Source organism: Microbulbifer agarilyticus (assembly GCF_001999945.1).
GTDB lineage: Bacteria > Pseudomonadota > Gammaproteobacteria > Pseudomonadales > Cellvibrionaceae > Microbulbifer > Microbulbifer agarilyticus_A.
Genome location: NZ_CP019650.1, coordinates 3,520,434 through 3,547,404, shown reverse-complemented (window position 1 = coordinate 3,547,404; position 26,971 = coordinate 3,520,434). Strand labels below are relative to the sequence as shown.

4 protein-coding genes are annotated in these 26,971 nt (G+C 56.1%); 2 read left to right on the top strand and 2 right to left on the bottom strand.

Features of this window, described 5'->3' with window-relative positions; genetic code table 11:
* Window positions 1-22 precede the first annotated feature (22 nt).
* Together Mag101_RS14815 and Mag101_RS14810 are read right to left on the bottom strand one after the other, a co-directional pair.
* A complete protein-coding gene (locus tag Mag101_RS14815) occupies window positions 23-2,761 on the bottom strand; it encodes a serine/threonine-protein kinase (protein WP_077406701.1) in 2,739 nt (912 codons plus the stop codon).
* A 7-nt stretch (window positions 2,762-2,768) separates the two neighbouring features.
* Window positions 2,769-3,302 carry an ECF-type sigma factor gene (locus Mag101_RS14810; RefSeq protein WP_077406697.1) on the bottom strand — a complete coding sequence of 178 codons (534 nt, stop codon included), beginning with the start codon at window positions 3,300-3,302 and terminating at the stop codon, window positions 2,769-2,771.
* 613 nt (window positions 3,303-3,915) lie between these two features.
* Between Mag101_RS14810 and Mag101_RS14805 the strand changes: the two genes are divergently transcribed.
* Together Mag101_RS14805 and Mag101_RS14800 are read left to right on the top strand one after the other, a co-directional pair.
* Window positions 3,916-4,668: a SapC family protein gene (locus Mag101_RS14805; RefSeq protein ID WP_077406694.1), complete on the top strand. Its 753-nt coding sequence runs from the start codon at window positions 3,916-3,918 to the stop codon at window positions 4,666-4,668.
* A 193-nt stretch (window positions 4,669-4,861) separates the two neighbouring features.
* Complete coding sequence (locus tag Mag101_RS14800) at window positions 4,862-26,863, top strand: leukotoxin LktA family filamentous adhesin (RefSeq protein WP_077406691.1); 22,002 nt, start codon at window positions 4,862-4,864, stop codon at window positions 26,861-26,863.
* Window positions 26,864-26,971: the final 108 nt, after the last annotated feature.

Sequence of the window (26,971 nt, the reverse complement as noted above, 5' to 3'; positions counted from 1 at the left end):
TCGTGTGCCGGATAAACACGAATCAGGCAGACTTGGTGAGCTGCTCTAGTAATTGTCGATGGCGGGCGATGATCGGCGCATCCTCGGGGAAAATACTTTCGTAGGTTTCTATTAGCCGTTTACAGATTTGTATCGCTTTTGATTTGTCGTTTTGCGCAAGGGCAATGTGCATTTCTGTTTCATCGTTTTGCAATACGATGGGGTGGTCGTGGCTAAAGGTCTTTAAGTTAATGGTGTGCGACAGCTGATTTAGTTCTCTCGCCTCTTCCAGTTTGCCCTCATGCAATGCGATACGTGCAAGACGCAAGTTCCAGCTCGCCACCCCGTAGTCATCGGCCCCGTATTGCACGATGTTTTCCTGCTTAACCTGGTTAATCAGCTCAATACCGGCGGCGACATCCCCGGTTATCGCCAGAGCTTCACCGAGATTGGCGCGCGGCAAAAAAGTGGAATCGGAGTTGTGTGGATAAATCTTGCCAAGTATTTTCACGGCCCTTTCCAGATCGGCGCGCGCCAGTGCCACGTGGCCTAGGTGGAAATTGAAGTAGCCGCGATGGTGGAAGAGTTCCGCTGTGGTTTCCAGCTCGCGCACCTCGCCTGCGAGAAAAGGGTTCAGTACCTCGGCAGCCCCTTGAAAGTCACCCAGACGGCCCAGTAGTCGCGCATAGGTGATCGCGCTGTGCCGAAAGATCTTATTTTCGGTGCTGAAAATTTTACCGCTCACCTGATAGGCGCGCTGCGCGAGCTCACGGGCTTCCTGCCAGCGCCCCACACGCATATAGCTCCGCGCGACAAAACGATAACTATTGAGCGTGTCCGGGTGGGACTCCCCCAATAGTTTTATGCGCTCGGCAAGTACTGCGGATTCGGTTTGCGCGGCCATCGGGAAATCTGGTTTGTTGAAGTAAGCATTGGACAGGCTGTGGTTGTTAGCCAAGCCCAGAGCGCCGCCCTGATCGGGCATTTGCTGCCAGATACCTTTTGCCGCGTTCAGTACTTCGATGGCGTCATCCGGTGAACCAACACGGGAAATCAGCTGCCCCTGTCGGTGCAGCGCCTGTGCCTGCAGGCGCTTGTCGGGATACTGCTCCAGCAGGGTGAACGCCTCCTCAAGAGCCGCTGCAGCGCCATTCACCGCGCCGGATTCCCGCTGGTAGCGTCCGAGGCCGATTAATAGTTCGGCGCGCATATGGGCGGCTTCCGTTGCACTGATACCCGCCGGCAGTAGTGCGGCGGTGTCGAGTTGTTGCAGTGCTTCCTGCTGAAGTGTCGCGGCTTCGTGGTACTTGCCGACGTTGTAATTTAACTGCGCCAGCGATTTCAACAGTTGTGATTTCACGGCGGGGTCATTGTCCAGAGTCTCGCGAATCTTGCGTGCGCCGTCTTCCAGGATCTGATCGACGTTGACGGTGCGGCCCTGGGCGCGTGCAGGCGACGCTGCTTCAAACATGTCCGTTAGTAGCGCCGTTGTGCGTTCCGCGGTGTACATCTGCCGTTTGATTTCCCGTTGTGCGTCGAGCAGGCTGTCGCGTTCCATGCGCAGCTGGTCTGCCAGGTACAAAGATGCGGCGAGCCCGAGATTAATCGCAACCACCACAGAGGCGGCGAGGCCGCTGGCGACAGGGTGCCGGGCTAGTACGCGGCCCGCGCGGTAAAACAAGCTCGAAGGGGTTGCCTGCACCGGCTCTCGGTTCAGGTAGCGCTCAATATCCCGCTGCAGATCACGGGCACTGTCGTAGCGTCTTTCGGGCTCCTTACGCAGTGCCTTGCTGACAATATTGTCCAGGTCGCCGCGGAGTGATTTCCGGTCTTGGATTCCCCCGTTCTCCACTCGTATCCGACTGGGTGGGGTTGTCTCCGTACGGCAGATGGCTTCCACCGCCTGCTCCGCACAGTTGTTTCCCAGCCCGTGGGGAGACCGCCCGGTAAGCAGGCAATACAGTAGTGCTCCGAGCCCATACACATCGGTGGCCATGGTTGTGCGTTCACCACGTATCTGTTCCGGGCTGGCATAGGCCAGGGTCATGCCTTGCAGGGCGGTCGCATTAGTGCGGTCCGCCTCGCCTTGCAGAGCTTTGCCAATGCCAAAATCCAATAGCTTTACCTGGCCTTGCTCGTTGACTAGTACATTTTCAGGCTTGATATCCCGGTGAATAATCAGGTGATTGTGGGCATAGCTGACCGCCTTGCAGACTTCAATAAATAGTTGAAGCCGTGCCTTGAGCGGCAGCTTGTGGGTAAGGCAGTGTTCGTGAATCGCCTTGCCAGATACATACTCCATGACTAGGTAGGGGCGGTTATCGTCGGTAGCGCCGCCGTCCAGCAGTGTCGCGATATTCGGGTGCTGCAGCTTGGCCAGGATCTGCCGTTCCTGATGGAAGTGCTTTAACTCTTCAGCGCTGGCAAAGCTTGGGGCTACCTTGATTGCCACCTGCTGCTCATAGCTGCCATCGGCCCTGCGTGCACGAAACACGATGCCCATGCCGCCGTGGCCAATTTCTTCTTCGATTGCGAACGGGCCCAGCTGCTGCCCGGAGGGAATGCTCTGACTGAGCGTCCGTAATTGCTGGCCGATAATATGCGTCTGCTGTGCACTGACATCGACCGTATCGTGAAACGACAGAAGTCGTTTTACTTCGCGCAGTTCTTCAGGGCTGGCCTCCGCCGAGGCGAGGAGCGCATCGCGTTCGCTGATAGCCGCTTCAGCGCAGCGGTCGAACAGGTCTTTAACCGTTTTCAGACGGATTTTGCGGTTGGGCATAACGGATTCAGGCTGGTGTGGGGTGGTGGAGCTCTTGCAGGCGATCGGTCAGGAACGCCCGGGCAAATTTCAATTCGCGCTCAACAGTCGCCACGCTAATGTTCAAAATTTCAGCAACTCGGGCCTGGGTGAAGCCGGCGAGGTAATGCAGCTCGGCAATGCTCTCCAGTCGCTCACCGATTTGTGACATCTCGGTCAGCGTGTGGTCGATGGTGAGCAGGCCGAGGTTCACATCGATATCACCCAGCAGGTTGTCCATCCAGACCGTGCGCATGTGCACTCCATTGCGCTTCTGCGCAGATTTTGCGCGGGCGTGGTCCACCAGTAAATGCCGCATGGCTTTGGCGGCGCAGCGATACAGGTGGGTGCGGCTTTCAAATTGCGCCGGAGATTCAATCAGGCGCAGACACGCTTCGTGCACCACATCGGTGGTCTGCAGGGTCAGCTCTGCGGACTGGTTCGCCAGGATACGCCGCGCACAGCGCCGGAGCTCTTCATAGAGTTGTCCGGTCAATTCGGGTAACTGCTCGTGCTGGGGCATGGCTTGTTGTTCTGCTTGTTGTTCTGCTTGCGTTTGCGCTAGTACGCCCGTTTTAGATCTTGTCGCAAATTGGATCAACAAAAATTTTCAAAAAAGGTGACTCAAGTTGAGGGAAAGTGCTTCACGTTTACGTAACTCATTTCAAGGATCTTTTTTTGCCCGGGTTCGACTTCGACCGTCGGCCTGGCAATTTGCGGGACTCACTGCATGTCAAAACAGTATTTCGTGGCGGGGCTGCTGGGTATTTCGGTGTTTTTGTTGGTGATTCTGAGTGCTCGGTCAGAAGTGGTCGATCGTCCAGGAATTTCGACGAATCCAGGGGGCGCTACCGAGGTCGGGGCCAGCCGTTGAGTGGGATATTGGCCTCTGTAGAGGGGCGAACTGGCTACCGCCATAAGTGCCGGAAAAGTGATGTGATTGAAGTTAGGTGTACACGTCAACTTAAACCTGTCTTAAGTGACAAAACACTAATAATGGCGAAAATAATGCTAACCGCGTCACACCAAATTCGTTAAATTGCGCATATTGATCGCCTCTACGCTGGCAGCAGCGAGTAGGAATTAAAAACAGAGATATCTCGTGAGATATCCACAATGGTTTCGAGACATTACCGATGAGCGAACTGCTTTTTTACCGTAAGCCGGTAGCCCTTAACCGGGAAAATCACCGCAATCTCAAATTTTCTCCGGATAGCAAGTTCCTGTTCTCCCGTGAGATCAATTCGGTCCCACTTACCGGGATTGAGTTCTTCGAAGCCAGTCGCGACCTGCCGATTTTCTTCAGCCGCAATGAGTCCGGCCAGTACTTCCCTCTAGCCCTGCTGTCGCTGCGCAACAATCAGCACGCATTAGTGGATGAAGATGGCAGCTGGCAGGGTAGCTATGTCCCCGCGTTTATCCGTCGCTATCCATTTGCGATGACCGGCAACCAGACGGTCTGCTTCGATGAGGGCTGCAAGCAATTTTCCGAAGAGGTTGGAGAGCCGCTGTTCGACGAGCAGGGTGAGAACAGCACAACCCTGAATAATGTTCTGCAGTTCCTGACCAACTTCGATAAGTCATACAAAGCGACTCAGGAGTTCTCTGCAACCCTTGCCGAGCAGCAGCTGTTCAAGTCCTTTGATATGCAGGTTATGGCTGGGGATGGAAAGCCCGTGCGCCTGGAAGGCTTGCACGTAGTGGACGAGGCCAAACTGCTGGAAGTTGAGCCTGAGCAGGTGCAGCGCTGGTTCAAGAGTGGCCAGCTGGCCTGGATCTATGCGCACCTGCATTCCCTTGGCGCGCTGCGTCAGCTCTCCAAGCAGCAGGCGCAGGCCAACGCAGTTGCCGAAGCGAAAGAGAAAGCCGAGGCCGGCGCGTTGAATTAATCGCACTCGCTGAAATTTTCAGCAAAGAAACACCTGGTCAGTATTTTGGGTCAGGTTCAAAGCAGTCGTAAGCCGAATTGTTGGCGCGGCTGCTTTGCTGTTTTAGCAAGATCGTAAAAAGGCCGTTTATTTGACGGTCGTACACAAAATTAGAACGACGAAGAAAACCCCTACCGTTTTCAAGGACCAAAGCATGAAACCCTTCCGTCACCATATGCTTGCTCGTGCAATTCGCCATGCCGTTCGCGGCAACGGAGCCGAATTGAATCGCAGTAATCGTACGCATAGGGGCAAGCAGCTGACCCTGGGGGCGCTGCTCTCCGGTGGTGCGGTCAACCTGCTGGCGGCGACGCACAATGTTGACGCAGTGGATGCGTTTACCGATGTGGAAGATCTCGGCGGCAACGTCGAAAGAGTCAAAAGCAAGTACAAGAAGGGATCGGTCGGGGTCAACGTCTTCAATGATTTCGTGGTAGGCGATCTCAACACGGTCAACCTTGAGCTGGATAGCGATGTTGATCAGCTCGTAAATATCGTGCGCAACAGCCGTCCGGAAGTTCACGGTGTGCTGAACAGCTATCAGGACGGAACACTGGGTGGCAACGTTGTATTTGCCAGCTCCTACGGTTTTCTTGTGGGGGCGTCAGGGGTAATCAATGTCGGTCAGCTTTCCGTAAGAACACCCTCACAAACTGAGATCGATAGCTGGCTGGATGTGGGCACTCCGGACTTTTCCGACGAGGGCATCACTGCACTTGCCAACGACGACTACAGCGTGTCCGCCAGTGGTCTGGTGACGATTTCGGGCAAAGTTAATACCGCTGACGGTATCGATATCCTCGCAAATGAGGTTGTTGTGGATGCCGGCGCGGTGATGACCGCGGGCAATGCCATTCAGGCGATCTACGTTGATGCCGCTATGGTAAACGTGGGCGATTTCACCGCGCCCACGGCGCTGCAGGTCGAGGGCGGCACAATCACGATTGTGGCGGAGGGCGATACGACCGTTGGTGGAGACCTGATGGCCGATGGTGGTATCACCATCAGCGCGGCGGATATTGCTGTTGAGAGTGGTGCGACCATCGATGCGCGGGATGACTCGGTTGCCTCCGAAGCCGCGACAACCGCGATGTTCGTGGGGGACAATGTCTCTCTCGCCGGTGATGTACTGGCAAGTGATATCAGTATCATCGCGGATCAAACGGTTACCGTAACCAGTAACCTTACCGCGCTGGGTAGCATCGGCACCGAAGATGACGAGAACGAGTACGTGGTCGGTATCGTTGATGTGGATGCTCCGCAATTCAATCTCGATGCAGGCAGCGATGCGCTGATTCTGGCCGCCACCATTGACGAAAGTGCGGTGACTTCTGCCGGTGCCAGTGACATGGTGATCGTCGGTGAATTGGATGCGTTTGATTCTCTGGATGCGAGCGCGGGCTCAATCGAGATCACCACGGATAACGTCGTGTCCGGCTCCGATGTGGCGCTGCACGCGAGTGATATCCAGATTAGTGGCAGCCTGACTGCTGACGCCACTGCCGCGGACAGCCTCGGGCAGGTATTGCTGGATGGAGATGCCAACTACGATGACCTGGGCAACATCTCCGCGAGCCGTGTCAAAGTCGTCACCACCAACGATTTTTACCTCACCAGCGATGCCAGCTCGGTATCCAGCAGCAGCGGCGATCTTGTGTGGGAGGAATCCTCCGGCGCGATCGACCTGGATTATGCGCTGGAGCTTGAGGCGCAAAAACTGGAAACCACATCCGGCCTCACGATTTCCGCCGAGGAAATTGTACTGACCGCGGGCAATGCCCTTTCGGTAGGCGATCAGCTGGCCGCGACGGGCGAAATCCGCCTGAGCGGTAACACGCTCGATTTCGATTTTTCTCAAATCAGCGCCGACATACTGTCGCTGGTGACCAGCAATCACATGGTATTTGCGGCCGCGGCCACCGACAGCGAATACGTGGCAGCAGGGGCCGATGACTTCAAACTGGTGGGGGCGGTCGACTTCGATGGCGAGCTGAAGCTTTCCGCCGGCGCGATCTCCGTAACCAGCGGCAATTCGATTACCGCAGACAATATTTCCTTCGATTCTGCCGACACGCAAATCAATGGCAGCGCCATTGCCGATGCCGGCGATAGCGACAGCGCGACTTTTGGCACCATTACACTGGAGCAAAGCGCGCGCTATGCCGACCTGGGTAACCTCAGCTATTCCGAGCTGGCGCTGGTTACCGACGCGACCATTGTGCTTTCCGATAACGCCTCTGACAGTGCGGTTACCGGCGCTGCAGCGAGCGATATTGTCTGGGTAGACAGTGGCGATTTCGATTTCAGTGGTTCCGACATCAGCTTTAGCGCCGGCACCCTGACGCTGACCACGGATACTTCGGTCTCTGCCGATAACATTACTCTGGAAGTCGATACCTTCGATACCAGCGGCACGCTCAACGCCACTGGCGACATCATCCTGCGCTCATCGATCGACGACAGTCTCGACCTGAGCGGACTGAATGCGGCGAAGCTTACCCTGGATTCCGATGACCTGACCTGGACCAAGTCGCTGGTATACGGCGGCGACCTCGAACTGATTGCGGATACCATCACGGTTTCTTCGGCTACCGATATTACCGCGGCGAATATCGCTCTGGACGGTGACACCATCAATGTAGCGGGCAGTTTGTCCACCGGCGGTGGCGATATCACCATCGATGGTCGCGAGATCACGCTGGAAGATGGTAGCCACCTGGACGCAACCGGGGTGGCTAAGGATGGTGATGTCACCATTACTGCCAGCGACAAGAGCGAAGTTGGCTATGGCACCGCGAGTGCCACCACCAGTATTACCCTGTCTGGTGAGATCGATGCGGCGAACATTACCGCCAAGGCCGAAAGCATCGCCATTAGCTCCATGTATGCTGAGTTGGGCACTACGCTCGGTGTTAAGACCGTAGCCCAACTGCTGGGTGTTGAATTTAACTATATGGAAGCGCTGGCGGATGCCACCGTAACCGTGACCGGCACTGCCGACCTCAATGCGACCGATGACATCACCCTGGCTTCTGAATCCCATGCCATGAGTGAATCGCTGGCGGCCGTACTTGGCGGCGCACCTGCGGGCGTTGCCCTGGCCGGTATTTACAGCCATTCCGATGCGACCAGTACCACCGAAATTCAATCCGGGGCAATTGTGCATGCGGGGCAGGACCTCAGCGTTACCGCGCACAATGAGGCCTATGTGGCAGCCTCCGCCTTTGTTATCCAGGCGCAAAACTCGAACAAGGCCGTGGTTGCCGCGTCAGTGGCCGAGGGTGATGTTAATGCCACCGCTCGCATTGAAAATGGCGCAGACTTGGATGCGGCCAACCTGGTGCTCTCGGCAGAGAACCTGAACCGTTTCTACTCCTCATCCAGTGTTTATGGCCTCACCGGTACCCGCTACGGTATCGCGGTTGCCGTGGGCGATTTTAATACCAACGCAACCGCAGAAATGGGCGCGGATATTGGTAGCATCGGCGACAAGGTCGGCAATGTAACCGTGACCGCACTGGATCGCACCGTAGAGCAGCGCGTGCATTCCGGTGTGAAAATTGGTGCGGGCAAACTCCTGCGGATGTTCGGTTCCCGGTTGATCAAGGGCGCCAGCAAAGTGCAGTCCGGCGCATCCGGGCTGCTCACCAAGTACTTGCCGGAAAGTACTGAATCTCCGGAAGATAACGGCAAGCCAGGTGAGGTTGAGTGGAAGGGTGGCCTTGCGCTGTCTCTCAACCTGTCTGATCACGAAGCCTACGCCTATCTCGGCAACAATGTTTCCGGCGCGGATGAAGCGCCCACTATTAACGCCAGTGGCGATGTACTGGTAGCGGCGGGTACCGATCTCGGTACCGACAACGATGCCATCGGTGGCGGTGATGGCCGCGGTGCGGTGGGTGGTGACCAGGGTGGCTATCGCACCACGGCGCAATCCAGTATTTCCTCGCCGAAAAAGCGCGGCAACGTTGTTGCCAATGCAGAAAAAAGTGCCGCGCTCGCGTTTAACTTCGCAATCAATGAGGGCGAGGCCGTTGCCGAAGTCGGTGACTACGTTACCGTCAACGCGCAAAATCTCGGTGTGGTGGCCGAGCAGAAAATGCCGATCGTTTCCACCTACGATCGGTGGGACACCATGTCCGACATCAAGAACAAATTCAGCAGTACCGGCGGGCTGGAAAGTAATATCCTGACTACCTTTGCCAACTCCGGTGCGAGTGCCGATAAGGAAGCCTACGGTGGCACCGTCAATGTGGTGTGGAATGATATCGACACCAAAGCCTGGATCGGTGACAACGCCACTGTTATCACCACCGGAACCGGCAGTTGGAGCGCTGAGCGCAAGGTAGAAACCAATAGCGGCACGCCGGGTATTCTCGACGATTTCGAGCCGTTCAAGACGGTAACCTATACCTTCGACTTTGATGAGTCAGTCTCGGTGCGCGCTTTCAACTTAATCGAAAGCGCCAACGTCGCGGGCAACATTGGTAGTCTCGGCCTGATCCCTAACGCCAACGGTACCAACCAGGAAGGTAAATCCGTTGGTGGCTCTATCGTATTCGTTCAGCAAAATGCGGACGCGGTCGCGGGTATCGGCGAGTCGACCATTACCGCGGCCGGTGATATTTCCATTACCGCAGAAACCGACGAGCGCCACTTTGTGGTTACCCCTTCTTCCGGTTGGGGTGCCGGTACTGGTTTCAACGGCGCGATTTCCGTACTGAATTCTGAAGCTCTGACTCATGCCTCGCTGAGCAATCGCGCGTTCGTTACTGCCGATGATTTGGTGATCGTTGCCGACCACCAGATGGGCAACTGGGCTGCGGGGGGTGCGGTTAACTGGACCACCGGCGAGAGTGCCGTGGGTGTGGCCATCGCGGTCAACATCACCCAGGGCGACACCAAGGCGTTTATTGGTGACAACTCTGAGGAAAAAGAAAAGGTTTCGTTCAAAAACGATTCCCAGCCCGCACCGGATGCTCCGTCGGCACCGGCACCTACCGAGCGTGCCATTGTTGCGCGCAATGTCGAAGTGCGCAGTAAATCGTCCGGTACGAATGGCAGCCTCGCGGCGGCCGGTGCGTTGCTGCAGGAACACACCGATGAGCCGGGCATGTCCACCAAGTTGAAAGGCTGGTTGGATGGCAAGACCGGCGGCCTGGCCAGCAAGATTTCCGGCAAACTGTCGGGCAAGCACAGCGATGCCAGCAGTAGCAGTAGTAGCAGCAAAAGTTCGGTTAACCAGGCATCCAGTGATGCTTCGAACGGCAGCTCTTCCGATAGTAGCGACAGCGTGGCCGAGGTTGATGCGGATGCGACCAGCTTTGCCGGCGCGGGTAGCGTAACGGTTTCTGTTTCCAACCTGGATGCCAAGTCCATCGTTGATGGGGCAAATATTCGCGCGCACAGCGGCGCTGGTGATGAGGTGAATCTCGACATCCAGGCGCTGCAAAAAATTGTATCGGCTTCCGCCTCCGGTTCGGCGGCGGTCAACCTGTCTCAGTCCCCGTCTACTCCCAACAGTAAGGCAATGGCTGGTGCCATTGCTTACCAGATTACTTTTAATGATGCGCTGGCGTGGCTGGTGGACTCCGACGTAGTGGATGCGGGCGATGTCGCCGTGCAGGCTCTGCACGGCGGCGACCTGACCTCCATCGGCCTGGCGCTCGCGGTGGACAAACCATCGCAGGGTGGCAAGTCCACTTCTGCCGGACTTTCCATTTCCGGCGCCATGGTGCGCGACGGCACCTCCGCACGTATCGAAGGCTCTTCAATCAGTTCCAGTGAAGGTGGTGATGAAGACCTGGAAGTGACTGCCTATAACAACACCGATGTCGGTGTGGGTGGTGGTACGCTGTACGCCGGCGGTCAACAAGGTTTTGGCCTGGCGATTACCTATGCGGATATTGATGACCCCGCGGACTTGATTGGCGACAGCAACCCGGACGGCAACAATATCTGGAGCAGCGCGTACAACGAAGACGTCTACAGCGGCAAAGCAGTAGAAGCTGTCGTTACCGACTACTCCGGTACCGATAGTGAAATTAATGATTTCCAAAATATCGATATCAGTGCGCGCGGTTTGCAGCGTATTGGTATCGGTGCAGCGGGTGTAGGCTACAACGACAACGCCGAAAATGCCTTTGGCTTTATGGGTAGCTTCGCCATTGGTTCAATCCGCAGCGATAGCAAAGCGCTGCTGGAAAATGTGGATATCACCAGCGCGGATACGGTTTCCGTTAATGTCGCCGGAAGCAAAAACGGCAGCCTCGACACTATCCTGGACGGGCTGGGTTCCAGCAGTATCAACGACGATTACGACTTCTCTGGTGCAAGTGCCTTCGATAATACCGAAGTGCACACCAGTGATGATGGCACCGGCTCCGCCTACAACTATGGCACCGAAGGGGAGCGCATTATTGCGGTTGCCGGTGTGGTGCAGGTAGGCAAAAGCAACTTGGGTATTTCCTATGCCCACGCGGATGTCAGCACGGAAAAAACCGCGCAAATTCGCAACGCCAATATCAATGAGTCCGATACTGCTGCCAGTAGTGTGGATGTAAGTGCCCGTGATGAGGCCCTGCTATACACCGTGTCCATCGGTGTTGGCGTAGCCACCGGCAAGTATTCTGGTATTGGTTCGGTTGCCGTGAATAGCCTTAACAACACCGTGAAAGCCGAGATCGGTGATTGGAGTGGCAGTAAAGACGGTCTCATTCACGCCGAAGATGTGGCCGTTACCGCGCAAAACGATATGGACGCAGTTAACGTTGCGGGCGCGGTGGCTGTTTCCACCGGTAGTGGTGCGGCTGGCGGCCTGGCGGTTGCCCTAAATCTCGTGGGTGACAGCGGGCACGAAACCCGTGCACGCATCGGAAATATTGATCTGGAAGTGTCCGATGATATTACCGTGAAAGCGTCCAGCGGTTCCGACGGCGATGAAAACCTACTGGTAGGTAACGCCATTGGTATTGGTGCTTCTACCGGAGGTTCTGGCCTCGCATTCGCTGGTGCCATCGGTGTTACCGACGTCGACCAAACGGTACAGGCGGGGATCAAAAATGTTGGGGAAAACTCCGACGGCTCCGCGACCAATAGCGGCGGCACCATTCGCGTGCAGTCCACCGATTACACCGATAGTGTGTCTACCGCCTGGATGGGCGCAGGTTCTTCCAGCGGTTCTGCAGGCGGTGTTGCGTTGGCGGTCAACCGCATCGATTCTGATGTGACTGCGGAAATTCTTGGCGACGATAGCAGCGATACCAGCACGGTACTCGCGGCAAAACACGTTTACGTCGATGCCCTGCGCGATAATTGGTTGCTCACCATCGACGCGGGTGTTGCCGCATCGAATCAGATCTCGGTAGCCCCGTCCATTGGTACCGGCGTTGTCGACGGCAATGTGACGGCACGTATCGCAGAGAAGGCCGACATCGACGCCTACGGCAACGTCGGGGTTGAAGCGCAAGCCCACACTGAAAATCTGGTGGGTAGTGGTGCAGTTGGTGTTGGACTGAATGGCGGCGCGGGGGCGATCGCAATTTCCACCGCAGCTGAATACGGCAAGACCCAGGCCTATATCGAAGACGCAACCGTTAAGGCCCTGGGCCTTGGCGGCACCTTCAATATTCTTGATGGTGAACTTGCCGGCATGACTGCGTTGCCGGACCTTTCCGCCACTGACGAAGACTCTGATGGCAACTCCAACGCAGTCGGAAATTCCGACGTATCGATGGATGACCTCACCACCGCATTTGGCTCACAGAATTTGAGCGAAGGCAATGAAGCGGTTACCGGTGTCGGGGTTAACGCCACCAGCTTTGTTAAGCAGCAGGCGATTACCGTCGGTGGCTCCGGCAGCAAAAATATTGCGATTACTGCGAACGTCGCCACCAATGTGTTTGAGTCCAGCACGGACGCTTACATTAAAAACTCCACCATCAATAGTGGTGTATCTGGCACGGATACCGCGGACGTTGTTGTGCGTGGCTCCAGTCATGACTACGGGCTGGGCGTTTCTGCTGGTATCGCGATTTCTGGTGGTGGCTCTGGTATCGGTGGCTTCTCTACCAACCATATGGGTAAAGAGGCGAACGCGGAGATCGATAACAGCACCATCGATGCGGATGAGCTGGTGCTGGAAGCAAACTCCACTCAGCTAGCACAGGCGGTTTCCGCCGGTATTGCCGCGGGTGTGGGCGCCGAGAGTGGCCTCGGCGGCGCGGCCTCTGTGACCATCAATAAAATGATGGGCGGCACCAAGGCGTGGCTGCACGACAGCACCATTACCGCCTCGGATGTGGTGGTGAATGCCGAGCGACGCCAGGATGTGAATTCCGCGGCCGGTTCTGCGGGTATCGGCACCACCGTGGGCGTCGGTTTTGGCCTTGCGGTTAACCTGGTGGGCGGCGATAGCACTGCACTGATTGGCAATGATTTGGATGATTCCGGTGATGATGACACCACCCTGATCAAGGCGGATAACGTAACCGTCGATGCCGACCGCCTGGAGAGCGTGAACAGCTACTCCCTGGGTGCCGGCCTCAGCACCGGTTACGGTGTGGCGGCGATGATCAACGTTACCGAATTCAAGGGCGAAACCCGCGCAGGTGTACACGGCCTGCTGCATGACAATGGCACCAATTCCAATACCGCCGACGATTACTTCACTACGCAGATTGTTGGCCAGGACGGCACTTCTGATGCCACCAGTGTCACTGTCAATGCGCAGGATATTCTCGATGTTGACCAGGAAACCCTGGGTATCGGTGCTGGCAGCAGTGTCGGTGTAGGTGCAGTAGCCAACGTGGTACTCGGCCGCAGTCAGGTGTACTCCGAAGTGGTTGGTTCCGACATCGACGCCACTACGCTCGATATCGATGCCACCGCTCAGCGTCAAGCATGGATGATCTCCATGGCCGGTGGTGCCTCTACCAACTTTGGCGCTGCAGTAAGTATTGGTGTCGCGCTGTTCGGTCAGGGGGATACCACCACCGAAGACGGCACCAATGCGGAAGACGAATTCGATCCGTCTCGCCAGACCGCGAATAATGTGCTGGCGGAAGATACCGCTGGCTACAACCCGCATCTCTCGAGCGATGATATTGCCGCGATTGAAGAAGAGAGTGGCTCCACCATCGAGGCATCCACTGCGCCGAGCACCAGTACTACTACCGAATCCGGTAATTCGCTGAAAATTGGTGGTGAGAGTGTGGTGGCCGCGCGTATTTCCGGCGGTGACATCGATGTGGATACGCTGGATGTCGACGCCCAGACTTTGCTGTTTACCTATCAAGGATTGGGTGCAGTTGCATTGGGTAGCGGTGCCATCTCCGGTGCCGTGGGTGTTACCCGTCTGTATGACATGACGATTGCTACCGTGGATACCGATCTCACCGCCAACGACGTGACCGTCGATGCACAGGTGATGAACATATCCGATGATGACGCCGCGGGCGAAATGAAGTCCTGGGTGATCAGCGGCGGTGGTACCGGTATTACCGTGAACTACAACGATGTGCGCAGTGAACTGCGCACCGTGGCCGGTGTGTCTTCTGCCACCGGTGATGACAGTGGTGATATTTCTGTATCCGCCCGTGATACCACCGAACTGCGTGTTGGCGACCTGGATGCGGGCAAACCGTCCGATCCTACCGAAGGCTCTCTAAGTGTTACCGTCGGTGCTGGCGCGATTGGTGCGTCCATTGGCTTTGCTGAAAAGAACAGTGATGTGGATGCCTGGCTGGGCGAAACTGGCAAGGCCATCAGTGGTTACAACACGGTCGAGCTGGATGCTTATTCCGCTGGCCTGGTAAAAACTAGTGCCTTTGCTCTGGCCGGTGGTTTGATTGCCGGTGTTCAGGGTGTCGTGACCGACGCCCGTGACGAGTCCAATGTAAATGCCACCGTGTACGGCACCATTGATGCCGATGCCGCGGTCAATATCGATGCCCAGGCGACCCCCGAAGTCTTCTCCCGCGCTTACGGTGTCACCGTTGCTGCCGGTGGTGCCATGGGTGGTTCCTTCTCCTATGCCATCGCGGATGCCAAGGCGGTGGCTGAAGTTGGCGATGGTACCTACTTCACCGGCAATGCGGATGTAAATGTTCGTGCCGAAACCGGTGATGGCTCAAATGACGATTATGTCAGTGCCGATGCCAATGCGTTTGCCGCATCCGGCGGTCTGCTGGCCGGCGTGGCCGGCTCCGAAGCGCTGGCAGAAAATAGCTCACAAGCGGTTGCCAAAGTGGGCGACGGCGTGCGTATTCCAGACAACGATTTCGGCGTTTACGCGCGCAATACCGCGATACAGTACGCGGATGCGGATGGCTACTTCGTTGGTCTGTTTGCCGGTGGCTTTAACTGGTCTACCGCAGAGTCCAGTACCTCCGCGCGCGTAGAGTACGGCAGCAACCCGATTTCCAACGCGGTGTTGCGCACCGGCGACTTTATCCTAGACGCCTACAACTACGACGAAAACCAGAGCTTCACCACTGCCGGTGGTGGCGGTTACTACGCGGGTTCTGCGGCGGTTTCCAACGCGAACAGCTACAACAATTCGAATTCCAACAAGTCCGCGAGTGTTGAGATCGCAGACTGGGCATCCGGTTACACCGCGGTGCCGGTACTCGGCGGCGAGGTACGTCTTTCTGCTGCGCATGAAAGCCAGTTCTTCTCCGGTGTCGACTCCACCACAGTTTCGGTGGTCGGTGGCTCCGGTGCGGAAGCCAGCTCGGATATCGACAACGATGTTGAAGTGACGCTGGGCAACAACGTCAGCTTCGAAGCGCTGCAAATCGAAATCGAAGCCGACAACAGCGCGTTGCAAATTCAGGACCCAGCGGAGTCCGGCTTCTCAACCAGCATTAATGCCGGTGCTGGTGGTGCCGCGAACGGTTCCGCAGGTCTGTCGTACCAGGATCTTACCGGTGTCGAGGCGGCGGTGACCATTGGCAACAATGCCGTGCTGGCGATCAGCGATCTTGCCTGGCTCGACAGTTTTTATGACCACGGTATCGCAATCGACGCGCACACGCGTTTCTATGTATACGATGCGGCGGTACTGAAAGTGGGTGGTGCCCTGCAGGGCGCCGGTTCGGAATCCGACGTGGACGCCACCACCAAAAACACCGTCACCATTGGTGATGATGTAGTGTTGTACAACCCGATTGGCGAAATCGGTATCGGTACTTACACCATTGGTTCTGCAACGGCACAGGCGGAAACCAGCGTGTGGGCCGTTGCCGGTGTGGCCGGCGGCGTATCCGATGTGAACGTTAACGTGACCAACACGGTGGATATCGGCCAGGACGTAATCATTAACGCCCTCGACAATATCGGTATCTATGCCGGCCGTGGTTCTAGCTACCTGTATGAAAACCAGCTGGTAGCCGATGCGCGCACCAATGTGTACAACTGGACTGCAGTGCCGATTCCGGCGGGCAACGATGCCGACGCCGATATTAATGTCACCAACACCGTCATCTTTGGTGATGACATTGATCTGGGTAGTGACAGCCACGTTACCGTGGAAGCCAATGAGGGCTCTCTCTATGCCAATGCCGATGGTGTAGAGCGCAACCCCTATCTGGAACTCTTCTCCACAGAAACCACTTTCGGTTCCAACGATACCAGCAGTGATAACTCGCTGGTGTTTGAAGGTTCCGGCTCTGTGGTTGCGGGTCAAAATGCCTACCAGTGGGTGGATGTGGATGACTCGGGCAATATCACCTCTGACCTCGCCGGCTACGGTACAGCTGGTCAACTCAGTGGCAAGTATTCTTCCCGTGCCAGCTTGCAGGCCTACATCGATGAACTGCAGGCGCTGGTGGATGAGTACGAGGCCTGGACCGAGTCCGGCACCAGTAACGAAGGCGGCAAGACCGATGGTAACGAAGATACCGGCGATACCGGTAGCGGCGGCACCAGCACCGAAGTCGGCACCGGCAGCTCCGGTGAAAACCCGTATACCGACGAAATTGTCGAACTGAAAACCGAAATTGCTGCGCTTTCCGTGGTTCTGGATACCTTGTCCGAACAGGAAAATAACGTAATCGCAGTGACCGATATCAGCGCATCAGCGGGTAACGTTAGCCTGCTGGCGGACACCATTGACTTGCAAGGCGGCAGTAATAATCGCCCCGAATTTATCGCTCGCGGTGATGCCTACATCGATATCAACAACCGCGATGACCAGCATTTGTTGGTCGGTAATCTGCATATTGCCAACCAAACAGGTGGCAATGTGTACGTCACCGGCGGCGCCTCCCTGGATGAGGCTTATATCACCGAGGAAGACAGCAGTACGACGGGCGTTAGCTCCGGAATTCATATTGTCCACAACCCGGGTGGCACCAACTACCTTAATTCTGACGTCATTATTGATGGTGCTATTACCAACCTGTTATCCACAGTAGATATCACCCTGGAAGAGGGCGATTTGCTGCAACAGGCGAGTATTGAAGCCAATACCATCAATCTCACCGTGGAAAACGGCAGCCTGGTGGTGAATGCAGGCAATAGCGATGTGTATTACGGTCGTGCACCTTCATCACTGGTGAATTTTGTCGACAAGTGGAAGCCCGACGACGCTGACGATTTTGTTCAGTACTGGATTAACCATCGCTACGAAGATGATATTGATGCAACCGGTATTGATGAGTTCAACAATTGGTTCTATGCCTGTGCCACTGCTAATGAGTGTTTTATTGGTAGTAACAGCGATAACAGCGAAGACTCATACTACGCCGGCGACTACGATACCGTGCACGTATTCTTCAACTGGGGCTTCAGTAACAGTCAAGAGTACGATGGTGATGACGAAATTCGCCTGAAGTTCAAGACCGACAGTAGTAGTCGCGGTGGCCGAAACTGGCGCTTCCAGCCGGTTGAAAATAAGCAGAGCAATTTGGTCCGTACTGCCAGCTATAACTCGGTGAAAAGCGATGTCGGCTCACCGGGTACCACGATAGTTGGCGAGAAAGTCGTGATTAACGCACGTCGCGTCGATATCAATGGCACCATTGAAGTGGGTACCGACAACAACTGGTCGGTAAGTGTTGGCAGTGGATTTGATTCTGCCATTGCGCAATATATCGATCTGGCAGGTCTCTCCGGTGGTGATCAGATCGAACTGCAACCAGGTCAAACCCTGAGGGTCGACAATCCAGATTACGTCAGCGCCTATGTGACGCCGTTTGAAAATCGCTATATTTATGTCGATCCGCAGATCTCTAAATTTAATGGCGCCGAAAGTATTTCGTTGACCTATGACGTCGCCAGTGGCCAGCTCCTGGTGGACGACGTACCGGTTTCCGGCGGTGGCTACCTGTCGATTAATGCCAAGATTTCCTCTACCGGAGCGGACGGGAATATTCTGGTACGCGATGGCCTTGGCCAGATCGATATCGACAATAATTCCAATACCGAGTTGGTGATTAATAGTTTGGATGCCGGTGACGATGCTGTGGGTATCGTGCGTATCACCGACTACAACTTCACCAAAAACATGAACGACGGTGGCAGTAGCAACGATTACTTCAGTCACTGGTATGTACACAGCCCCGGCGGACAGATTCAGGAATACGAAACGACTTCGTATGCGACAAGCTACGAGGATGGTGCATTTATTCGTTCTTCCGGTGGTACCGGCACCACGTCTAGCACCACTTACGATCCGCTCGCCGGACAGCTGTATTACATCCGTGAGGATGCGTCCGTTAGCCGTTCTTACACCGACTTCCCGGATGGCTACCTGGCTAAGTACCCGAACACTGTGGGCGAATGGCAGGGCACTGGTGCAAACGGCGCTCTGGAGTGGGATGTTGAGGCCAGCTACTACACTACTTGCGCGTCAAACCCGGATGTGTGTACCAACGGCACTGCGACAAATTACATCCGTCAGGAATACGATGCGGATAGCATCAGCCGTTACTGGTGGGCGATCGGTTACAGTTACGATAAATACTACGGTTCTAACTGGACTGATACCGACCCAAGTGTGTACATCCCGTATTACCTCAATATGGAAACCCACACCTATGTGAAAGCCGATCACAGTATTGGTATTTCCTTTACTGGTGTAGCTACCGGCAGCATCGATATTGATTCGGCAGCAAACGTCAGTATCAACGGCAATATCTATAACCCGCTGGGTACTACCGACATTAACACCAGTGGTATTTTGGATGTCAGCACCGGTGCCGCGTTCGATGCAGAAACCCTGCGCCTTTACGCCGGTAAGGGTGACCTGGGAAGCCTGGATGACCCGCTGAATATCGCTACCAACACCGTGTCGCTCGATGCGAATAAAGGCTCTGTGTATTTTGATATCACCGGCAAGTCCGGCGCGGTGCAGTTGGAAAAATTCAGTGCGAAGTACGATATCGCCGGCACAGTGGACAAAGGTCTGGAGGGTGTGGGTACTGGTACCCATATTCAGGGCGATACCCTCGACCTGGTGAGCTACTCCGGTAGCATCGGTTCCGCGGGCACCATTGGCACCTCGTCCACCTACGATTACATCAATGTAGACCTCAACGAAATCACACTGGAAGCAGCCGACGATATTGTCATCTACCAGGCATCCGGCGATCTGGCGGTAAATACTATTACCGCCAGTGAAGATGTTGTGATCACTCTTGGCGACGGTAGCCTGATCAATGGTATTGGCCAGAATGAAAAGACCGATGAAGAGCTGGCCTATCTGCAGACCGTGTGGGACCGTCTCGGCTTGCAGGATGCCGATGCCGGTGAAATTGCGGTTACTGGTTATGAAAACCAGTTCACTAGCAAGTACCACACGTACTGGCTGATCAAGCAACGTCTGAGCGATTCCTCCGAAGCCGGTTTCACCATTGACGGCGCCTTCGAAGACACCTTTATGTCCCGCTATGGCGTGTCGACAGTTGCCGAGGCGACCCAGCAGGCGAAAGATGAGTACTTCGCGCTGGAAGACTGGTTCGCAGATCAAGTCGCGGCCCCGGATGTCTATGCGAATGAAGAAGATGCGATTGGTGTAGAGCAGAAAGGTACCCTGGAGGGTTACGACTACGGCGACTTGCTGACCAGTAGCTATGACACGGACTACGCGCTGGTGATCGATGAGGCCAGCTCCTGGTATGCAGACCTGATTGAGGGTGCGCAGTGGAGCCAGAGCCAGCTTGATATCAGTATTAATGCGGCGGCCCTGAATGCGGACGCGCAGGCAACACTGACCAATCGCGAAGCCAACATCGTTGCGCCGAACCTCGACCTGAATGTCAGTGGTGGCAGCGTGGGTGAAGACCTCGCGGATCTGGTATTCGTTATCGATCGTGATAATCCGACCATTACTGACGCGCAAAAAATCGCGTTGTTGGAAGCAGGCCCCGGCGATATTGAAACCATCGAAAATGGTTCGTTGATTACCTTTACCGTTTCGCAAGTGGATCCGATCAAGATCGATACCACCGGCGTACTGAACATTGCCGCGACCGACGAGATTTATGCGGAGTCTGCCAGCGGCCTGACCTTGGGTAGCATTGTTTCTACCGATGGCGATGTACGTCTGGCGGTGAACGGTGCCATCGACGCGATCAGCGGTACCAACATTTCCGCAAACGACCTGTACCTGGCCAACACCCAGGGCGATATCGGTAGCGTAAGCAACCGCGTCCAGGTAGACCTGGATGGTGTGCTGCGCCAGGCAGGCGCAGCCAACAACCTGTACCTTACCCAGGTTGGTGGTGATTTGATTGTCGACGCGGTGAGCGCGGGCGGCATTGCAAGCCTGACCAGTAATGCAGATATCCTCGGCCTGGATAGCGAAAGTGTTGTTTCCGGTAGTGCGATTCAACTGGTCGCTGGAGATGACCTGGGCAGCAATACTCAGGCATTGAATCTGCGTATGTCCGGTGGTGGCGATCTGGATATCAATGCCGACAACGCCTGGCTGAATATCGCGGGTACTTCTGAGGCGCGCTTGGGCGCAAATTTGAATGGTGTTCTCAGCATCGATGCCAGCGGTAATCTGGTCATTGACGGTGGTATCAGTGCTTCTGCTCTGGATCTCTTCGCCGCGGGGGACATCCTCGACAGTGGTGCGGTAACCGTAACCGTCACTAATCTGGCAAAACTTTCCGCAGACAATATCGATGTCGATGAAGTGACCTTCGATATCGGCAGTGGTGACTTGGACGCGACCGCTGGCGCGATGACTTTGGGTGATATCACCACTGAGGGTGATCTCGACCTGCTGGCAACCGGCGCAATGCAGTTAAATGGCGATCTCGATATTGCCTATACCACTGCTTCTTCTGGTGGCGATGCGCGACTGCTGGCAGATGCCCAGAGCATTACCATGTCCGCTGGCAAGTTCATTCGCAGCGAAGACGATATCCAGCTCACTGCCGTCGATAGCCTCAACCTGCAATCCTTGATTGCGAATGGCGATATCAATCTCACCGCATTAAACCTGCTGGATACAACACTGGGTGATATCGATGCGGTATATCTGCAGGCCGACAACGTCTACGTTGATGCGCGCGACGCGCTGAACTTGGTTGATGTTACTGCCTCAGGGGTTATCAATCTTGATAGTGAAACCCTGCTGGCTACCGGCGATCTGCTTACCGACGGCAATGTCGTGGTTACCGCGGCCAACGGCCTGGAAATTCAGGGTGATATTGGCAGCGCGGGTAGCAAAGTTGCATCGATTAATTTGCAGTCGGGTGCCGGAGGCGTAACGCTGGGCGGTAGTGTCTTTACCACTGGTCAGTTCCTCGCGAACGCAGGTAACGATTTCGCCCTTGCTGCAACTAGCTTGCTTGATGCCGGTTCTATTGATGTGACGGCGCGTGCGGTCGCTGCGAATGCGGCCAGCCAGATGACCTCAAGTGGCTCTGCGCTGTTTACCCTGCGTGGTGACGACAGCACTTTTGGTGAAGTAACTACCAGTACCAACCTGACCCTGGATAGCGACAGCGATATTACGTTTGCCAATGACGTGACTACTGGCAATAACCTGCGATTGGAAACACAGGGCGATGTGTTTGTTAATGATGGGGTTACGCTGGATGTTGGCCGAAACCTGCGTGGTATTGCGACCTCCGCATTACTGGCCCAGAGCTGGCAGATGGCGGCTTCCAGTCAGTTGCTCGTTGCGAACAATGCGGTAATCGACACCGACGGTGTGCAAGTTTTCGAAACCCTATCCGTGACGGGTAACCTGACGCAGCGCGCCGGTGATGACGTTACTTTCGATGCGAATACCAATATCGGTGGGCGCCTGCATCTGACCGGTGACGCCGACCTGTTCCTCGTCGGCGATTTGGACGTAGGCACCGGATCTATTTCTGACATGACCCTGCTACTGGGCGGCTCGGTTGTGCAGTCCGCAGCCCAATCCACCAGTGCCAGCGGTGCAGTCAGTGCTGAAGCGCTTGCCTGGGCCGCGGCCGCAAACAGTGCGCTGCAAAGTGGCGCAGGCTCTTCGTTTGAATTTGCCTCTGCAAGCACTGCCAGTACTTTCGGGTTGCTTACCAGTGGGGGTGACCTTTCTATCGATAGCGCAGGTGACATCGACTTCCTGAACGACGTTACCGTCGGTTCGAATGTCTCCGGTGCAAATCTGCTGTTGAATATAGATGGCGATGTGTCTCTCGCCAACGCGGCAACCTTGCTGACTTATGGCAACTGGCAGGGTATTGCCGAAGCCTCCGCACGTGTTGGTAGCTTCACTGCCGGCAGCGGCAGTCTGGTCGATACCCGCGACGCGATGAATGTGATCGCTCAGCAAGGTATCGACTTCGCCCTGTTGAATGTAACCAATAGCGCGCAGTTGAGTGCAGACGGCGATATCCAGTTTAGTGAAACGGCTGACTTCGGTGGTGCCTTGACCATCGCCGATGGCAATCACTTGAATCTTGTTGATGATGTCACCGTTGGCTCCGCGGGTACTGCAAATGCGCATCTCACTTTGCGTGGTGACGTTACCCAATCTGCCGCCGAGACTTTCGCCATCAGCGGTGATCTGACTGCTTCTGCGAATAGCTGGAGCATGGGCGACGCGGCTCTGCTGCAGAGCGGCGGTGCCATGCAGATCGATACCGTTGTAGGTATGGACCTCGCACAGCTGGATAGCGGCAGCACGCTGGCTCTCACCAGTGGTGCCGAGATTGCACTGCGTGAATCTATGAACGCCGTTGACAGCATTACGCTGCAGGCATCCGATGCCATTACCCTTAGCGATGCCGCCCAGCTGGTAAGTGGCAACAACCTGAGTGTGAGCAGCGGCAGCTTCACCATGGGCGCCGGCGCTAACTTGCAAGTGGCGAGAGACTTTGACGCAACCACCACCAACGGACAGCACTACGCGCTGGTCGATGTGGATGGCAGTGGGACCCTTACCGCTGGCGGCGACATCGCCTTCAGCGAAGCCGCCAATATTGGAGCCAACCTCACCATCGTCGATGGCGATAACCTGGCCATGACCGACCACGTTGCGGTTACCGGTAACGCGAACCTCACCCTGCGCGGTGACGTTACCCAGTCCGCCGGCCAGCAGTTCACCATCGGCAACGACCTGACCGCGTCCGCCAACAGCTGGAGCATGGGCGACACCGCCCTGCTGCAGAGTGGTGGTGCCATGCAGATCGATACGGTTGTTGGAATGGATCTGGCACAGCTGGATAGCGGCAGCACGCTGGCTCTTACCAGCGGTGCCGAGATCGCCCTGCGTGAATCCATGAACGCAGTCGACAGCATCACCCTGCAGGTAGCCGATGCGATCACCCTGAGCGATGCCGCACAGTTGGTAAGTGGCAACAACCTGTCCTTGGACAGCGACAGCTTCACCATGGGCGCCGGCGCTAACTTGCAAGTGGCGAGTGACTTTGACGCAACCACCACTAACGAACAGCACTACGCGCTGGTAGATGTGGATGGCAATGCAGTTCTGACTGCCGGTGGCGATATCGCTTTCAGCGAAGCCGCCAATATTGGAGCCAACCTCACCATCATCGATGGCGACAACCTGACCATGGCCGACCACGTTGCGGTTACAGGTAACGCGAACCTCGCCCTGCGCGGTGACGTTACCCAGTCCGCCGGCCAGCAGTTCACCATCGGCAACGACCTGACCGCGTCCGCCAACAGCTGGAGCATGGGCGACACCGCCCTGCTGCAGAGTGGTGGTGCCATGCAGATCGATACGGTTGTTGGAATGGATCTGGCACAGCTGGAAAGCGGCAGCACGCTGGTCCTGACCAGCGGCGCCGAGATCGCGCTGCGTGAAACCATGAATGCCGTCGACAGCATCACTCTGCAGGCATCTGATGCCATTACCCTGAGCGATGCTGCGCAGCTTGTGAGTGGCAACAACCTGTCTGTAGACAGTGACAGCTTCACCATGGGTACCGGTGCCAGCTTGCAAGTGGCCGCTGACTTCGACGCAACCACCACTAACGAACAGCACTACGCGCTGGTCGATGTGGATGGCAATGCAGTTCTGACTGCTGGTGGCGACATCGCCTTCAGCGAAGCTGCCAACATTGGTAGTGATCTCACCATCATCGATGGCGACAACCTGACCATGGCCGACCACGTTGCGGTTACCGGTAACGCGAACCTCACCCTGAGCGGTGACGTTACCCAGTCTGCCGGCCAGCAGTTCACCATCGGCAACGACCTGTCGGCTTCCGCCAACAGCTGGAGCATGGGCGATGCTGCTCTGCTGCAGAGCGGCGGTGCCATGCAGATTGATACCGTTGCCGGTATGGATCTGGCACAGCTGGATAGCGGCAGCACGCTGACTTTCACCGGTGGTGCCGAGATTGCACTGCGTGAAACCATGAACGCCGTTGACAGTATTACGCTGCAGGCAGCCGATGCCATCACCCTGAGCGATGCCGCACAGCTGGTAAGCGGCAACAGCCTGAGTGTGAGCAGCGACAGCTTCACCATGGGTACCGGCGCCAACCTGCAAGTGGCCGCTGACTTCGACGCAACCACGACCAATGGCCAGTACTACGCGTTGGTAGATGTGGATGGCAATGCAGTTCTGACTGCCGGTGGCGACATCGCCTTCAGCGAAGCTGCCAACATTGGTAGTGATCTCACCATCATCGATGGCGACAACCTGACCATGGCCGACCACGTTGCGGTTACCGGTAACGCGAACCTCACCCTGAGCGGTGACGTTACCCAGTCTGCCGGCCAGCAGTTCACCATCGGCAACGACCTGTCGGCTTCCGCCAACAGCTGGACCATGGGCGACAACGCCTTGCTGCAGGTGGGGGGGGCAATGGATATTGCCACTGTGGCAGGCATGAGCCTGGCGAGAGTGGATAGTGGCAGTGCGCTTTCCCTGAGCAGTTCTATGTCTGACATCCAGCTGCGCGATCACCTGACTGCCGGAGGGGCGGTGCTCTTGTCTGCAGCGGGTACTGTCAGCGTGGATCCAACTCTGGATGTGGTGAGTGGCGATACATTTACCCTGCGAGCTAACAGCTTTGTGATGGGGCAGGGCGGTCTGCTGCAAGTAGCTGGGGATACTTATCTCGATAGCGCGGGCGATGTCGTATTGGCCGAATTTATTGGCCAGGGCAATACCGAAATTACCGCAGGTGGAGCGCTCCAGCTTAATGAGCGTGCTGAAACCTTCGGTAGCATGAAGTTAGATGTCGCCGCTGAAATGGCGCAGGCCGAAGGTCAGCACCTGGTCGTGCATGGTGACCTGTCCGCATCGGCAGCAAGCTGGCAAATGGATAGCGATGCGCGCGTGCAGGTTGTAGGTAGCGGCGATGTCGCGCTCGTTGGCGATGCGGATCTGCAGTTACTGAATGTTGGTGGTGATTTCACGCTCACCAACGGCGGTGACGTAGAGCTGCGCCGCGACGTGCATACCGGTGGCGCACTCACCTTGCACGCTACTGGCGACGTCTCCCAGTCTGCGGACACCCTGGTGAGAGCGGGTGGCGCTGTGGCCATCGATACCAACCGTTGGACCATGGGCAGTGCTAGCCGCCTGGAATCGCAAGGTGGTATCCGCGTGCACAGCTCCGAAAGCATGTTGCTGTCGGAACTGAGCAGTAGCTGGAGTGGTGATTACGCATTTGACCTGTTGAGCAGCAACGGCCGTATTGACGGGCGCAGTGACGCCGACCTGCACCTGCAGGGTGTGGCCGGTGGTCGCAGCTACCTGAGCGCGGCAACAGGTATCGGTGATCCTCTGATCATGGATGTGCCCTGGTTCTCTGCTGTCACCGACGAAGGTGATATCAACTTGATCCTGTTGAATGACGCACATGCGGAGCTGCTGTCTGCGCAGAATGGCGACATTCATATGCGCGCCTTCGGCGATGTAGAAATTGCCGAGCTGATTGGTACCCCGCATCTGTGGATCGACGGCTTCCTGCTGGCGAACCAAATGACCATTCCAGAAGGCAGCTTCATAGCCGAAGAAGGTATCCAGATTGATCAGGTGCTGATGACCGCTTCTGGTGAGCTGGAGTTGCGCGCACCGACCATCGATATGAACGTGGATAGTCAGGGCAACCCGGAACTGTTCCTGGCGCTGACCAATATTGATGGCGCAGCCGCTCAGTGGGTAGGCGTCAATGTGGAGAACAATGAGCGCTTGACCATCGACCGCCTGATGACGGATTACGGCGCAATATCTACCAGCGGTGACCTGCGTATCGAAAGTGCGGAGGTGATTTCAGAGTTGGATATGCAGAGTGGGGTGTTGAGTTTGACTCTGGATAACGTCGACCTGTCTCCTCAGGATCTGAATGGCCAGCTGGTTACGCCTTATGGAGAGTTCTGGTTGGATGTGCAGGGCAACTTGCTGCTCACTAATGCGCAGGTTACTCGCTATCGCGATCCTTTGGTTCTGACCTATCAGGGTAAAGATGGTGAGTATGTGATCGGTGATCCCGGCTTCAGTCGTCTTTCCATCGAGCACCAGCTGGAAAACTCTATCGACGGTGAGCGTGCCGAAGGTCGCGACTTGTGGCGCTTGTGGTTCAGTCGTCCGCTGGATTATCTGAATGCGGAAGAGTACTTCTGGAACCCGGTCGATTGGCTGGACCCAGATGAGTACAGTGAGATGGATTCGGAAAATGATGAACCCGGTTATGCAGAAATCTCTACCGACGACACGCTGGCCATGCGCTAATTGTCTCCCCCCTTGTTTGAGGGGGTAAGCGTGAACGACGTTTATATAAAAGATGTAACACGGCCGTCCCGGCACGAGCCGCCGGGAATTGGCGATAAACCTGAATGG

Bases quoted from the DNA above. Each gene is read 5' to 3' on its own strand.
- Mag101_RS14810 (WP_077406697.1), bottom strand. From the start codon at position 3,302: ATGCCCCAGCACGAGCAGTTACCCGAATTGACCGGACAACTCTATGAA.
- Mag101_RS14805 (WP_077406694.1), top strand. From the start codon at position 3,916: ATGAGCGAACTGCTTTTTTACCGTAAGCCGGTAGCCCTTAACCGGGAA.
- Mag101_RS14800 (WP_077406691.1), top strand. From the start codon at position 4,862: ATGAAACCCTTCCGTCACCATATGCTTGCTCGTGCAATTCGCCATGCC.
- Mag101_RS14815 (WP_077406701.1), bottom strand. From the start codon at position 2,761: ATGCCCAACCGCAAAATCCGTCTGAAAACGGTTAAAGACCTGTTCGAC.